General features: G+C 67.3%; 13 protein-coding genes. All 13 read left to right on the top strand.

From position 1 onward, the window contains the following. Positions 1-658: 658 nt before the first annotated feature. Positions 659-1,840, top strand: coding sequence for a 5-(carboxyamino)imidazole ribonucleotide synthase (locus tag Hrr1229_RS02770; RefSeq protein ID WP_123114304.1), 1,182 nt, complete (start codon positions 659-661; stop codon positions 1,838-1,840). A gap of 69 nt (positions 1,841-1,909) precedes the next feature. Beyond that, positions 1,910-2,527, top strand: coding sequence for a 5-(carboxyamino)imidazole ribonucleotide mutase (gene purE, locus Hrr1229_RS02765; protein ID WP_123114305.1), 618 nt, complete (start codon positions 1,910-1,912; stop codon positions 2,525-2,527). Between the two features lie 177 nt (positions 2,528-2,704). After that, entirely contained in the window at positions 2,705-3,121 is a 417-nt protein-coding gene (locus Hrr1229_RS02760; RefSeq protein WP_123114938.1) for an NADH-quinone oxidoreductase subunit A, read from the top strand. Then, complete coding sequence (locus Hrr1229_RS02755; protein WP_006113007.1) at positions 3,121-3,819, top strand: NADH-quinone oxidoreductase subunit B; 699 nt, start codon at positions 3,121-3,123, stop codon at positions 3,817-3,819. The genes Hrr1229_RS02760 and Hrr1229_RS02755 overlap by 1 nt, the downstream gene beginning before the upstream one ends. Next, positions 3,816-5,480 carry an NADH-quinone oxidoreductase subunit D gene (locus Hrr1229_RS02750; RefSeq protein WP_123114306.1) on the top strand — a complete coding sequence of 555 codons (1,665 nt, stop codon included), beginning with the start codon at positions 3,816-3,818 and terminating at the stop codon, positions 5,478-5,480. The genes Hrr1229_RS02755 and Hrr1229_RS02750 overlap by 4 nt, the downstream gene beginning before the upstream one ends. After that, positions 5,480-6,553 (top strand): NADH-quinone oxidoreductase subunit H, encoded by a 1,074-nt coding sequence (locus tag Hrr1229_RS02745; protein WP_123114307.1) that lies wholly within the window; start codon positions 5,480-5,482, stop codon positions 6,551-6,553. The genes Hrr1229_RS02750 and Hrr1229_RS02745 overlap by 1 nt, the downstream gene beginning before the upstream one ends. 1 nt (position 6,554) lies before the next feature. Beyond that, positions 6,555-7,016, top strand: a complete 462-nt coding sequence (locus Hrr1229_RS02740; protein ID WP_123114308.1) for an NADH-quinone oxidoreductase subunit I — start codon at positions 6,555-6,557, stop codon at positions 7,014-7,016. A gap of 49 nt (positions 7,017-7,065) precedes the next feature. After that, complete coding sequence (locus tag Hrr1229_RS02735; protein ID WP_123114309.1) at positions 7,066-7,332, top strand: NADH-quinone oxidoreductase subunit J; 267 nt, start codon at positions 7,066-7,068, stop codon at positions 7,330-7,332. Next, positions 7,329-7,679: a hypothetical protein gene (locus Hrr1229_RS02730; RefSeq protein ID WP_123114310.1), complete on the top strand. Its 351-nt coding sequence runs from the start codon at positions 7,329-7,331 to the stop codon at positions 7,677-7,679. The genes Hrr1229_RS02735 and Hrr1229_RS02730 overlap by 4 nt, the downstream gene beginning before the upstream one ends. After that, positions 7,676-7,996 (top strand): NADH-quinone oxidoreductase subunit NuoK, encoded by a 321-nt coding sequence (nuoK, locus tag Hrr1229_RS02725; RefSeq protein ID WP_123114311.1) that lies wholly within the window; start codon positions 7,676-7,678, stop codon positions 7,994-7,996. Before Hrr1229_RS02730 ends, nuoK begins: the two co-directional genes overlap by 4 nt. Before the next feature lies 1 nt (position 7,997). Next, on the top strand, positions 7,998-10,040 hold the full coding sequence (nuoL, locus tag Hrr1229_RS02720) for an NADH-quinone oxidoreductase subunit L (protein WP_123114312.1): 2,043 nt from the start codon (positions 7,998-8,000) through the stop codon (positions 10,038-10,040). After that, positions 10,037-11,569 carry a NuoM family protein gene (locus Hrr1229_RS02715; RefSeq protein WP_176329329.1) on the top strand — a complete coding sequence of 511 codons (1,533 nt, stop codon included), beginning with the start codon at positions 10,037-10,039 and terminating at the stop codon, positions 11,567-11,569. The genes nuoL and Hrr1229_RS02715 overlap by 4 nt, the downstream gene beginning before the upstream one ends. Continuing rightward, on the top strand, positions 11,562-13,094 hold the full coding sequence (locus Hrr1229_RS02710; RefSeq protein WP_123114313.1) for an NADH-quinone oxidoreductase subunit N: 1,533 nt from the start codon (positions 11,562-11,564) through the stop codon (positions 13,092-13,094). The genes Hrr1229_RS02715 and Hrr1229_RS02710 overlap by 8 nt, the downstream gene beginning before the upstream one ends. Positions 13,095-13,165: the final 71 nt, after the last annotated feature.

Genomic DNA, 13,165 nt, shown 5'->3' with positions numbered 1-13,165 from the left:
CGAGCCTTTCTGTCCGTACTCAGTGCTATTTAAATCCTCAGCGGGAGACGGTTCTCGTATTCTCGATCGTTCAGTACAGATATAACTGCGATCGATCTCGGGAGTGAGTCGCGGAGGTCGATCATTTATATAAAAAGCGGTGTTCCCGTCGGCTGTTTATGTGTGATTGACGATACCGCGGTGAGGCCTCTAAAGCCCCAGCCGCTCGGTCATATGCGACTACAAACGGATCGCCGGTGAACACCTCCAAAGCCCCAGTCGCGAGGACTCGCGCGGCTCGCTGCGGTCCTCGGTCAGTCGCTTCGCTCCCTCCCTGCGGTCCTTGCGTCGCCGTGCGTCGCCCTCGCGACTGCCCCTTTGAGGCCTCCCCGACCGCACAGCAACCGCACCTCACACCTCCCCAGCCTCGCCGCTCGCTGCGCTCGCGGCGTCCCTCGCGCGCGCTCCTCGTGGCCGCCAAGGGCGGCCACTCGGAGGCACGCGCCACCGCGGCGGGATTTATAAATGAGTGTCGCCGTCGCTCAGAAGTATTTGGTCGTACCGTAACGTATCTAGGGGGAGAGGAATCTCGACAGCGCAGCACGGCATATCCACGAACATGGCTATTTATCCGTGCCATGTGGGAATATTTATGCAGCAACGTCGGGTACGGCCGCGCATGTCGATCACTCTGCCGGGACCGACGCTCGGCGTCGTCGGCGGCGGACAGCTGGGCCGGATGATAGGCGAGGCGGTCGCGCGGCTCGGCGTCGAGGTCGTCGTGCTCGACCCGACGCCGGACTGCCCGGCCGCTCCCGTCGTGAGCGACCAGATCGTCGGGGACTTCGACGACCCCGACGCGGTCCACGAGCTGGCGAGCCGCGTCGACGCGCTGACCTTCGAGATCGAGCTGGCCGATCCGGAGCTGCTGGCCGTGGCGAGCGCGGAGCACGACGTGCCGGTGCAGCCGGACCCCGGCACCCTCGAGACGATCCAGGACAAGCTGGTGCAGAAGGAGGCGCTCGCCGACGCCGGCATCCCCGTCCCGGAGTTCGTCGCAGTCGCGACCGCCGAGGGGCTCGAACGCGTCGTCGAGGAGTTCGGGGGCGTCATGCTGAAGGCCCGCGAGGGCGGCTACGACGGCCGCGGGAACGTCCCCGTCGAGAACCCCGCCGACGCCGCCGACGCGCTCGACGAGGTCGGCGGGAACGCGATGGCCGAGGAGCTCCTCGACTTCGAGCGCGAGATCGCCGTGATGGGCCTGAAGGGGGCAGACGGCGAGACGCGGACCTACCCGGTCACGGAGACGATCCACCGAGAGGAGATCCTCCGAGAGAGCGTCGCCCCGGCCCGGGCCGACGACGCGGTCGTCGCCGAGGCGGAGTCGGTCGCCCGCGACGTGTTGGAGTTCCTCGACGGCCGCGGCGTCTACGGGATCGAGCTGTTCGAGACCCGCGAGGGCGAGGTCTTGGTTAACGAGATCGCGCCCCGCCCCCACAACTCCGGCCACTGGACGATCGAGGGCGCGCGCACGTCGCAGTTCGAGAACCACGTCCGGGCCGTGCTCGGCTGGCCGCTCGGCCCGACCGACCTCGTCGCGCCCGCGGTCACGGCCAACGTCCTGGGCGACGTGGACGAGACCGAGCCGGCGACGCTCCGCGGGGTCGACGCCGTCCTCGCCGCGCCCGACGCCGACCTCCACTGGTACGGGAAAGACGACGCGCGCCCGCTCCGGAAGATGGGGCACCTGACGGCGACAGTCGGAAGCGACGACGCGACCGCTGACGGTGACGTCGACCGCGACGCGCTGCTCTCGCGGGCCCGAGCGCTCCGCGACGAGCTGACGTTTCGGGACGCCTGACGTTCCGCGACGCCCGACGCTCGCGCGATATCCGGCACTTCCTTACCGACCTCCGTCGAACCCACGCCCATGACCACGGTGCAGGACCTCATCGACCGGATCGAAGCGGAGGCGGCGGCGGACGCCGACCCGGAGACCACCCCGGACGTGGGGATCATCATGGGGTCGGACTCGGACCTCCCCGTCATGGAGGGCGCGTACGAGGCGCTCGACGAGCTCGGGTTCGCCGAACAGACCGACTTCGGCGACGCCCCGGACGCGCGGTTCACCTACGAGAGCTACGTCGTCTCCGCGCACCGCACCCCCGAGCTCATGTACGCGTACGGAGAGACCGCCCGCGCTCGCGGTCTCGACGTGATCATCGCCGGGGCGGGCGGGAAGTCGGCCGACCTCCCGAACATGACGGCGTCGATCGCGTACCCGATCCCCGTCATCGGGGTGCCGGTCCAAGAGAAGTCCGTCGACTCGGTCATCGGGATGCCCACCGGCGCCCCGATCGTCGCCGTCGACGCCGGGAAGTCGTTCAACGCCGCCCTCTCGGCCGCGCAGGTGCTCGCGCGCGAGCACGACGCGATCGAGGATCGACTCGTCGCGTACCACGAGGACCTCAAGGGCGGCGTCGCCGCCGACTCCGCCGACCTCCACGACCTCGGCATCGACGGGTTCCGCGCGCGCGGCGAGGAGTAAGTCGTCGGCGACCCGTCTCTCGAAGTCGTTGACAACCGGTCTCGCGGGCGAACTGACGACTGCCGGATCGGGCGTTGAACGGTTTCGCGGCCGTCTGCGGTGGCCTCGGGCCGCTGCCCTGAAGACTCAACGCTTATGAGGGGTCGGTCCAAACGCCAGCACGTTACGGAGACCTATATGAGCGATTGGATAGCGATCGGCGCCTTGGCGGCCGTCGGCCTGCTCATCCCCATCGGGATGATGACCGTGTCGGCGTTGCTCCGTCCGAGCGTGCCTGAGACCGGTAAAAGCACCACCTACGAGTCCGGCGAGACCCCGACTGGCGGGACGAAGATCCGGTTCAACATCCAGTACTACATGGTCGCGCTGTTGTTCGTCGTGTTCGACATCGAGACCGTGTTACTGTTCCCGTGGGCCGTCATCTACCGCCCGGCGATCGAGGCCGGCGTGCCGATGACCGCCCTGCTGTGGCCGATGTTGGCCTTCGTCGGGATCCTCGCGATCGGGCTCGTCTGGGCGTGGCGGTCGGGGGCGATCAGCTGGGCCCGGAGCCCCCGCGCGTCCAGGAGAAAAACGGAGCGTGACCTCAACTAATGAGCAGCGATCAACCATTCATCACAGACGAATCGCAAGTGGTAACGGAGACCCGAGACGCCCGGATGACCGGGCAGGGAGACCGGTTCAACTCTCGGCTCCGCGAGGCGTTCGGCTCCTCGCCGTTCATCCTCACTAAGTTCGACAAGTTCCTGAACTGGTGTCGCGGCTCCTCGATGTTCATGCTGCAGTTCGGTATCGCCTGCTGCAGCATCGAGATGATGCACACCTACGCCGTGAAACACGACCTCGACCGGTTCGGGAGCGGGGTCCCCCGCGCGTCGCCGCGACAGGCCGACGTGATGATCGTCCCCGGGACGATCGTCTCGAAGTTCGCGCCGCGGATGAAGCGCGTGTACGACCAGATGCCCGAGCCGAAGTTCGTCGTCGGCATGGGCTCGTGTACCATCTCCGGCGGTCCGTTCCAGGAGGGGTACAACGTCATCAAGGGCGCCGAGGAGGTCATCCCGATCGACATCCACGTCCCCGGCTGTCCGCCGCGTCCTGAGGCCCTCGTGTACGGCGTCGTGAAGCTGCAGGAGCGCGTCGCCAACGGCGAGGCCGCGCCCGTGACGGTCAAGCCGTACGAGCTGGAGGAGTTCTCCGACCTCGAGCGCGACGAGCTCGTCGACAAGCTCGCCGACCAGATCGACGACGACGAACTCGTCATGCGGTACAACTTCGCTGATTCACCATGAGCCTCGAACGACCGGACACCACCGACGACGCGGTGCCGGAGCGCACCCCCGACGAGCTGGAGGCCCTCCTGGGCGACCTGGTCGTCGACCGCGACGACCACCTGAACGCTCCCGGCTTCGTTATCCGCCCAGACACCGTCCAGGAGACGCTCTCGATCCTGAAAGAACAGGCGGGGTACGACCACCTCTCGGTCGTCACCGCCCAGGAGTACGAGAACCGCTACGAGTCGATCTACCACCTGAAGAAGTTCGACGACCCGACCCAGGAGGTCAGCGTCGTCGTGCCCGCCGACAAGGACGACCCGGTCTCGGAGTCGGCCGAGCCCGTCTTCCGCACCGCCGACTGGCACGAGCGGGAGGCGTACGACCTGATCGGCATCGAGTACGACGACCACCCCGACCTGCGCCGGATTCTGCTGCCGGAGACGTGGCAGGGCCACCCCCTGTCGATGGACTACGACAAGGACCGGCCCCAGATCGCCACGCTGCCCGAGCACGCGAACCCGCTGCAGGAACACCACAAGGACGCCGAGTCCGACACGATGTTCCTCAACATCGGGCCGCACCACCCGGCGACCCACGGCGTGCTCCACCTGAAGACGATCCTCGACGGCGAGCAGGTCGTCGACGTCGAGCCCGACATCGGCTACCTCCACCGCAGCGAGGAGCAGATGGCGCAGTCCGGCACCTACCGCCACCAGATCATGCCGTACCCCGACCGCTGGGACTACATCTCGGCGGGGCTGCTCAACGAGTGGGCGTACGCCCGCGCGGCCGAGGACCTCGCCGACATCGAGGTGCCGGAGTACGCGCAGGTCATCCGGACGATGGGCGCGGAGATGTGCCGGATCGCCGCGCACATGCTCGCGCTCGCGACGTTCGCGCTCGACGTGAACGGCGACTTCACGGCGACGTTCATGTACGCGATCAACGACCGCGAGCGCGTCCAGGACCTGCTGGAGGACTTGACGGGCCAGCGGCTGATGTTCAACTACTTCCGGCTCGGCGGCGTCGTCTGGGACCTGCCGGAGCCGCGCGAGGAGTTCTTCTCGAAGACCCGCGACTTCCTCGACCAGCTGCCGGAGTCCGTCGAGGAGTACCACAACCTCGTCACCTCCAACGAGATCTTCCAGATGCGGACGATCGACACGGGAATCCTCCCGCCGGACGTCGCGAAGGACTACGGCGCGACCGGTCCCGTCGCCCGCGGCTCGGGGATCGACTACGACCTGCGTCGCGACGACCCGTACGGCTACTACGACGAACTCGACTGGGACGTCGTCACCGAGGACGGCTGCGACAACTTCAGCCGGCTGCTCGTCCGGATGCGCGAGGTCGAGGAGTCCGCGAAGATCATCGAGCAGTGCGTCGACCTGCTCGAGGACTGGCCGGAGGACGAACGGACGATTCAGGCGAACGTGCCCCGCACGCTCCGCCCGGACGACGACGCCGAGATCTACCGCGCCGTCGAGGGCGCCAAGGGCGAGCTCGGCATCTACATCCGCTCCGACGGCACCGACAAGCCGGGCCGGTTCAAGATCCGGTCGCCGTGCTTCTCGAACCTCCAGACGCTGCCGGAGATGGCCAACGGCGAGTACATCCCTGACGTCATCGCGGCGCTCGGGAGCCTCGACATCGTTCTCGGGGAGGTGGACCGCTGATGGGGACGGCACCCGCACAGCTGTTCCCCGAGTTCCTCGTCGAGACGTTCGGGCTGCCGGGCGTGCTCGGCGAGGTCGTCGCGGCGCTGATCGCGGCGGCCGTCGTCGGAAACATCGTCCTCGCGTTCACCGGCGTCGCCGGTCCGTGGGCGAAACGGAAGATCACGGCGGCGTTCACCGACCGGATCGCGGTCAACCGGATCGGGCCGTTCGGCCTCCTGATCATCCCGGCGTCAGCCGTCCAGCTGCTCGCGAAGGAGCTTATCGTCCCCGAAGGCGTCGACCGTCCCTCGTGGGACATCGCCCCGATCATCCTTCCCGCCTCTGCGCTGCTCGGATTCTCCGTGATCCCGATGGGTCGCCTCGGCCCGATCAACTTCCACCTCGCCGACCCCGAAGTCGGGTTCGCGCTGGTGTTCGCGTTCGCCTCCATCGCCTCGATCTCGCTGGTGATGGCCGGCTACGCGTCGAACAACAAGTACTCCCTGCTCGGCGGGCTCCGCGCCGTCGCGCAGAACCTCGCGTACGAGATCCCGCTCATCGTCACGGCGATGTCGGTCGTGATCTTCGCGGGCACCCTCCAGATGAGCGGCATCGTCGGCGCGCAGACGACGACGCTGGTGACGATCGCCGGGATCGACATCCCGGCCTGGTACGCCTTCGTGAACCCGTTCGCGTTCGTCCTGTTCCTCACGGCGAACATGGCCGAGATCGGACGGAACCCGTTCGACATCCCGGAGGCGCCGACGGAGATCGTCGCCGGGTACCAGACCGAGTACTCCTCCGCGTACTTCGTGCTGTTCTACCTCGGCGAGTTCGTCCACATCTTCCTGGGCGGCGCGATTCTCGCCGTGACGTTCCTCGGCGGCGCCTCCGGGCCGGGTCCGGAGAGCATCGGCTTCATCTGGTTCGTGGTGAAGATCTGGGGCTTCTTCCTGTTCACGCAGTGGGCCCGCTCCGCGCTGCCGCGCGTCCGCATCGACCAGCTGATCGAGATCGGCTGGAAGGGAATGCTGGTGCTGTCGTTCGCGAACCTGGTGCTCACGGCCGTAATCGTGGGGGTGATCGCGTAACATGATCGGACTCATGAAATCCATGGCGACGACGATGAAACACGCGCTGGACGGGTCGACGTTCACGGTGGAATATCCGGAGGACGCGCCCGAGGTGAGCCCGCGGTTCCGCGGGGTCCACAAGTTCAGCCAGGAGCGGTGCATCTGGTGCCGCCAGTGCGAGAACGTCTGTCCGAACGACACGATCCAGATCGTGCAGGACGACCAGCGCAACGGGGAGCAGTACAACCTCCACATCGGGCAGTGCATCTACTGCCGGCTCTGCGAGGAGGTCTGCCCCGTTGACGCGATCATCCTCACGCAGAACTTCGAGTTCACCGCGGACACGAAGGACGACTTCGTGTTCAACAAAGAACAGCTCAAGAACGTCCCGTGGTACAAGGGGATCGACCCGCTGGAGTCCCGGAACCCGGATCGCGGTGCGTGGGTCGGGGAGGGCGACGGCGAGGTCGACTACCAGTAGCGGGCGCGTCTCGAAATCTTCAAAGGGGTTCTCATAGGAGACAAACACAATGGTTTATGCTACCATCGCGTTCGGGCTGTTCGCCGCAGTCACGCTGGCGTTCGGCCTCGGGGTCGTCCTGGCGCGCGACGTGTTCCACGCCGCGCTGCTGCTGGGCGGAGCCCTGACGAGCGTCGCAGTGCACTACGTGATGTTACAGGCGGAGTTTATCGCCGCCATGCAGATCCTCGTCTACGTCGGCGGGGTTCTGATCTTGGTCACGTTCGGTGTGATGCTCACGCGATCGGACACGGAAACGGAGGTGAATAGCGCATGAGCGACGATAACTCGGAGCGGGGCGGGCGTCTCGTGCCCGCTGTTGCGGTCGCGCTCCTGTTCGGGACGATGGCCTTGACAACGCTGTCGGCCGACTTCGCGGCGGAGGGAGCCGGATTCCCGGCCGACGCGTCGGTCGTCCACAACATCGGGTACGCTCTGTTCAATCTCGGCGCGTACGACGTCGCGACGATCCCCTCCGAGGGGTTCCTCGCCGCGTTCCTGATCGCCGCCGTCGCGCTCGACGTCGCCGTCGACGGGGCGGTGTACCTGGCGAAGCGCGAGGAGGGCGGCTCGATTATCGCCGCCGTGGGGCAGGCGCTCACCGACGGGGGTGAGCGGCAGTGACCGCCGTCGCCTCCTCGATCCCGCCGGAGTGGTACCTGCTGCTCGCGGCCGGTGTCTTCTGTATCGGCCTGTTCGGTATACTCACGCGGCGCGACGCACTGTACTTCCTGATGAGCGTCGAGCTCATGATGAACGCGGCGAACATCAACTTCGTCGCCTTCGCGCTGTACTACGGCGACCTGACGGGACAGGTGTTCGCGCTGTTCGTCATCGCGCTCGCCGCCGCGGAGGTCGCGATCGGTATCGGCATCATCCTGGTGTTGTACCGCAACTTCGGTGTCACAGACGTGACCGTTCCAACGGAGATGAGGTGGTAACATGATAGATGTGTTCTCATACGTTCCGGCGATCGTCCTCCTGCCGTTCTTCTCGTTCCTGATCGCGCTCGGTGCCGGCAAGTACCTCCCCAAGGGAGGGGCCTTCGGCGGCATCGCGGCGACGGCGGGCTCGTTCCTGCTCTCGCTGTGGGTGCTCGCGACGGTCGCGGGCGGCGAGGCGGCGAACCGCACGCTCTACACGTGGGCGAGCGCCGGCGGGATCGGCCCGACGGACGTCGAGCTCTCGTTCGGCATCCTCGTCGACCCGCTGTCGGCGCTGATGCTCGTCATCGTCACGCTCGTCGCGCTGCTCGTGCACGTGTTCTCGCTCGGCTACATGAACGACGAGGGCGAGACCGGGCTTCCGCGCTACTACGCCGGGCTCGGCCTGTTCACGGCGTCGATGCTCGGATTCGTCGTCGCCGACAACCTGCTGATGGCGTTCATGTTCTTCGAGCTGGTCGGGCTCTGCTCGTACCTGCTCATCGGGTTCCACTTCCGCGAGCCCGGCCCGCCGTCGGCGGCGAAGAAGGCGTTCCTCGTCACCCGCTTCGGGGACTACTTCTTCCTGATCGGCGTCGTCGCCGTCATCGGGACGTTCGGCACCGCGCAGTTCGCCGGACCGGAGTCGTTCCCGGCGCTCGCCGAGGCGGCGCTCGCCGGTGAGGGCTCGGTCGCGTGGACGCCCGGCGGCGTCGACCTGCAGACGTGGCTCACCGTCGTCGGCCTGCTCGTCTTGGGCGGCGTCGTCGGGAAGTCCGCGCAGTTCCCGCTGCATACGTGGCTCCCCGACGCGATGGAGGGCCCGACGCCCGTCTCCGCGCTGATCCACGCCGCGACGATGGTCGCGGCCGGCGTCTACCTCGTCGCGCGGATGTACGGCTTCTACGCGCTGACGCCGACGACGCTCGCGGTGATCGCCTTCATCGGCGGATTCACCGCGCTGTTCGCGGCGACGATGGGGCTCGTGAAAGACGAGCTGAAGCAGGTGCTCGCGTACTCCACCATCTCGCAGTACGGCTACATGATGCTCGCGCTCGGCGCGGGCGGGTACGTGGCCGCGGTCTTCCACCTCACCACCCACGCGTTCTTCAAGGCCCTCCTGTTCCTCGGCGCGGGCGCGGTGATCATCGCGATGCACCACAACGAGGACATGTGGGACATGGGCGGGCTCAAATCGAAGATGCCCGTCACCTACTACACCTTCCTGGCCGGGTCGCTGGCGCTCGCGGGCATCTTCCCGTTCGCCGGCTTCTGGTCGAAAGACGAGGTCCTCTACGAGGCGCTCGTCCACGCGCCCGGCGAGCCGCTGCTGTTCGGCGGCTACCTGATGGGACTGCTCGCGGTCCCCGTCACCGCGTTCTACACGTTCCGGATGGTGTTCCTGACCTTCCACGGCGAACCGCGCAGCGCGACCGCCCGCGACCCCGAACCCGTTCGCTGGAACGTCAAGGGGCCGCTGACCGTGCTGGGCGCGCTCGCGGTCGTCACCGGCTTCATCAACATGGTGCCGGTCCAGAAGGTCCTCGGACTGGAGGGGATCGACCTGCTCCACCTCTGGCTGGATAACCACTGGGGCGGTATCGAGGGGCTCTCCTCGCACCACTACGCCGACATCGGGCCGTACAGCAGCGAGTACATCGTCGGCGGCGAGGTCGCCACGGTGCTCGTCGGCGCGGCCGTCTCGCTCGGCTTAGCGCTGACCGGTCTGCTGGTGGCGTGGCGGCTCTACAACGTTCCGTCGCCGACGGAGCACACGGCGAAACTCGGCTGGATCAAAGACGTGCTGTACAACAACTACTACCTCGACGAACTGCAGGTATGGCTCGCGTATCGCACCGAGGACGTCGCCGGCGGTGCCGACACCTTCGACCAGGGCATCATCGACGGCGTCGTCAACGGCGTCTCCTCGGTGAGTCTCATCGGCGGTGACCGGATCCGGCAGGTCCAGAACGGCGTCGTCTCGCAGTACGCCGCGCTGCTCACGCTGGGGCTGGTCGCGCTAATCTTAGTGCTCGGCGTCACCGGGGGGTGGTTCGTGTGATACTCGAAGCGCTCATCGCGGTGGCGTTCGCAAGCGCGCTCGTCGTCCTGCTCTCGCCGAACGAGTGGGCTGGCCGGCTCGCGTTCGCCCTGAGCCTGATCCCCTTTGTCGGGTCGTTATACCTCTGGTCCGGCTTCGACGGCTCCGGCAACGCCCTCACCGGCGGCGAAATCGCCTACCAGACGCAGATCGAGTGGCTCGAAGTCGGCGGCCGCTCGGTCTCGTGGTTCGTCGGGCTGGACGGCATCAGCCTCCCGCTCGTCGTGCTCACGACGTTCCTCGTCCCGCTGGCGATCCTCAGCGCGTGGACGCCGATCGACTCGCGGCAGAGCCAGTTCTACGGGCTCATGCTGTTCATGGAGGCGAACCTCCTCGGCGTGTTCACGGCGCTGGACTTCTTCCTCTGGTTCGTCTTCTGGGAGGCCGTCCTCGTCCCGATGTACTTCCTCATCGGCATCTGGGGCGGTCCCCGGCGGAAGTACGCCGCGATCAAGTTCTTCGTCTACACGAACGCGGCGTCGCTGCTGATGTTCATCGGGTTCATGATGCTGACGTTCGCGCTCGGCGACTCCGTGAGCTCGTTCGCGCTCCCGGAAATCACGGCCGCGATAGCGGACGGCGGCCTCGAGACCTGGTTCGGTATCTCACCGGGCCGGCTCGCGATGGTCGCGTTCCTCGCGATGTTCCTCGGGTTCGCGGTGAAGGTCCCGATCGTGCCGTTCCACACGTGGCTGCCGGACGCCCACGTCGAGGCGCCGACCCCCGTGTCGGTGCTCTTGGCGGGCGTCCTCCTGAAGATGGGGACGTACGCGCTGCTCCGGTTCAACTTCACGATGCTCCCCGATCAGGCGTCCGCGCTCGCGATCCCGATCGCGGCGATCGCCGTTATCAGCGTCATCTACGGCGCGATGCTGGCGCTCGCGCAGAAGGACCTCAAGCGCATCGTCGCCTACTCCTCCGTCTCGTCGATGGGGTACGTCATCCTCGGGCTCATCGTGTTCACCGAGTACGGCGTCGGCGGCGCGACGTTCCAGATGGTCGCGCACGGCCTCATCTCGGGGCTGATGTTCATGGCGGTCGGCGTCGTCTACAACGCGACCCACACGCGGATGGTCGGCGACATGGCCGGCATGGCCGACCGGATGCCGGTGACGGTCGGCATCCTCGTCGCCGGCGCGTTCGGCTACATGGGACTGCCGCTGATGGCCGGCTTCGCGGGCGAGTTCTTCATCTTCGTGGGGTCGTTCTCCGCGCCGGCGCTCCCGTACGCGCCGGTGTTCACGGCGCTCGCGATGTTCGGCATCGTCATCGTCGCCGGCTACCTGCTGTCGGCGATGCAGAGCACGCTGTTCGGGCCGTTCGAGCTCGCGACCGACTACGAGATCGGTCCCGCGCCGTTCCACGACGTCGCCCCGCTCGCGGTGCTTCTGGCGGCGATCATCGTGCTCGGCGTCGCGCCCGACATCTTCTTCGAGATGATCCGCGATGCGGCCGTTCCCGTGGTCGAGGGGGTGAGCATTAATGGTTAACACGCTCCCGCAGGTGACGGCGCTGCTGCCCGTGCTGCTGCTCGCGTTTACGGGGCTCGCGCTGCTGCTCGTCGACACCCTCAGCCCCGACACGCGGTCGAACACCTCGATGGCGGTCGTGAGCGCGCTCGGCGCGCTGAGCTCGCTGGCCGCGACGGTCTGGTTCGTCGCCTCCGGCACCGGCGGCGGCGACACCGGCGGCGCGATTCTGCTGTTCGCCGACGCGGTCAAGGTGGACACCATGGCGCTGTTCTTCACCGCCATCTTCGCGTCCGTGACGTCGCTCGTCGTCGTCGCGGCCCACGACTACTTCCACGACCACCCGAACCCGGCGACGTTCTACTCGCTGACGCTGTTCGCGGCGACCGGCATGTCGCTGCTCGCGGTCGCGAACTCGCTCGCGGTCGTGTTCGTCGCCCTGGAGATGGTGTCGCTGCCGTCGTACGTGCTCGTCGCGTTCCTCAAGCAGAACCGCGGAAGCGTCGAGGCTGGCCTGAAGTACTTCCTCGTCGGGGCGCTCTCCTCGGCGATATTCCTGTTCGGCATCTCGCTGGTGTACGCCGCGACGGGGTCGCTGATGCTCGGCGACGTCGCCGGGGTCCTCGGCGACATCGCCGCGGGCACTGACGGCCTCGACAGCCGGAGCGGGATCGCCGGCCTCGGGATCGTGATGATCCTCGGCGGCGTCGCGTTCAAGACCGCCTCCGTCCCGTTCCACTTCTGGGCGCCGGAGGCGTACGAGGGAGCGCCCGCGCCCGTGAGCGCGTTCCTCTCCTCGGCGTCGAAGGCGGCCGGCTTCGTGGTCGCGTTCCGCGTGTTCACGGAGGCGTTCCCGGTCGGCGCGTCGCTGTCGGCCGACATCAACTGGGTGCTCGCGTTCGGCATCCTCGCGGCCGTGACGATGACGCTCGGTAACTTCGCGGCGGCCGTCCAGGAGGAGGTCAAGCGGATGCTCGCGTACTCCTCGATCGGCCACGCCGGCTACGCCCTCATCGGCGTCGCCGCGCTCACGGCCGACGGGAGCGGCAACGGCGCGGTGATGGGCGCCGCGATGGCGCACCTGCTCGTCTACGGGTTCATGAACACCGGCGCGTTCCTCTTCGTCGCGATGGCGGAGCGGTGGGGCGTCGGCCGGACCTTCGAGGACTACGCCGGACTGGCCAAGCGTGCGCCCGTCGCCTCGACGGCGATGGCCGTGTTCATGTTCTCGCTGGCCGGCCTCCCGCCGTTCGCCGGCTTCTTCTCGAAGTACTTCCTGTTCATGGGAGCCATCGACAACGGCTTCGTGTGGCTGGCGGCCGTCGGCGCCGTCAACAGCGTGATCTCGCTGTACTACTACAGCCGGGTCGTGAAGGCGCTGTTCATCGACGACCCCGCGTCGCCGACTGCGCTGGACGCGATCGACGTGCGGCCGACGGCGCTGTACGCCGCGGTCGTCTTCGCGGCGGTCGCGACGGTGCTGCTGTTGCCCGGCTTCGGTCCGGTCATCGAGACGGCCGAAGCGGCCGCGTCGGCGCTGTTCTAGCGGCCTCGCGGTCCGGTGCCGTTTTTCGCTCCGCTCCGTTCGGTCTCCTCGTCCGTCCCGCTTCGATCGCT

Origin of the sequence: Halorubrum sp. CBA1229 (assembly GCF_003721435.2) — an archaeon.
Lineage (GTDB): Archaea > Halobacteriota > Halobacteria > Halobacteriales > Haloferacaceae > Halorubrum.
This window is presented reverse-complemented; position numbering and strand designations above follow the sequence as displayed.

Coding starts and splice junctions, on each gene's coding strand:
- Hrr1229_RS02755 (WP_006113007.1), top strand. CDS start 3,121: ATGAGCAGCGATCAACCATTCATCACAGACGAATCGCAAGTGGTAACG.
- Hrr1229_RS02760 (WP_123114938.1), top strand. CDS start 2,705: ATGAGCGATTGGATAGCGATCGGCGCCTTGGCGGCCGTCGGCCTGCTC.
- Hrr1229_RS02710 (WP_123114313.1), top strand. CDS start 11,562: ATGGTTAACACGCTCCCGCAGGTGACGGCGCTGCTGCCCGTGCTGCTG.
- Hrr1229_RS02735 (WP_123114309.1), top strand. CDS start 7,066: ATGGTTTATGCTACCATCGCGTTCGGGCTGTTCGCCGCAGTCACGCTG.
- nuoL (WP_123114312.1), top strand. CDS start 7,998: ATGATAGATGTGTTCTCATACGTTCCGGCGATCGTCCTCCTGCCGTTC.
- purE (WP_123114305.1), top strand. CDS start 1,910: ATGACCACGGTGCAGGACCTCATCGACCGGATCGAAGCGGAGGCGGCG.
- Hrr1229_RS02740 (WP_123114308.1), top strand. CDS start 6,555: ATGATCGGACTCATGAAATCCATGGCGACGACGATGAAACACGCGCTG.
- Hrr1229_RS02750 (WP_123114306.1), top strand. CDS start 3,816: ATGAGCCTCGAACGACCGGACACCACCGACGACGCGGTGCCGGAGCGC.
- Hrr1229_RS02770 (WP_123114304.1), top strand. CDS start 659: ATGTCGATCACTCTGCCGGGACCGACGCTCGGCGTCGTCGGCGGCGGA.
- Hrr1229_RS02730 (WP_123114310.1), top strand. CDS start 7,329: ATGAGCGACGATAACTCGGAGCGGGGCGGGCGTCTCGTGCCCGCTGTT.
- Hrr1229_RS02745 (WP_123114307.1), top strand. CDS start 5,480: ATGGGGACGGCACCCGCACAGCTGTTCCCCGAGTTCCTCGTCGAGACG.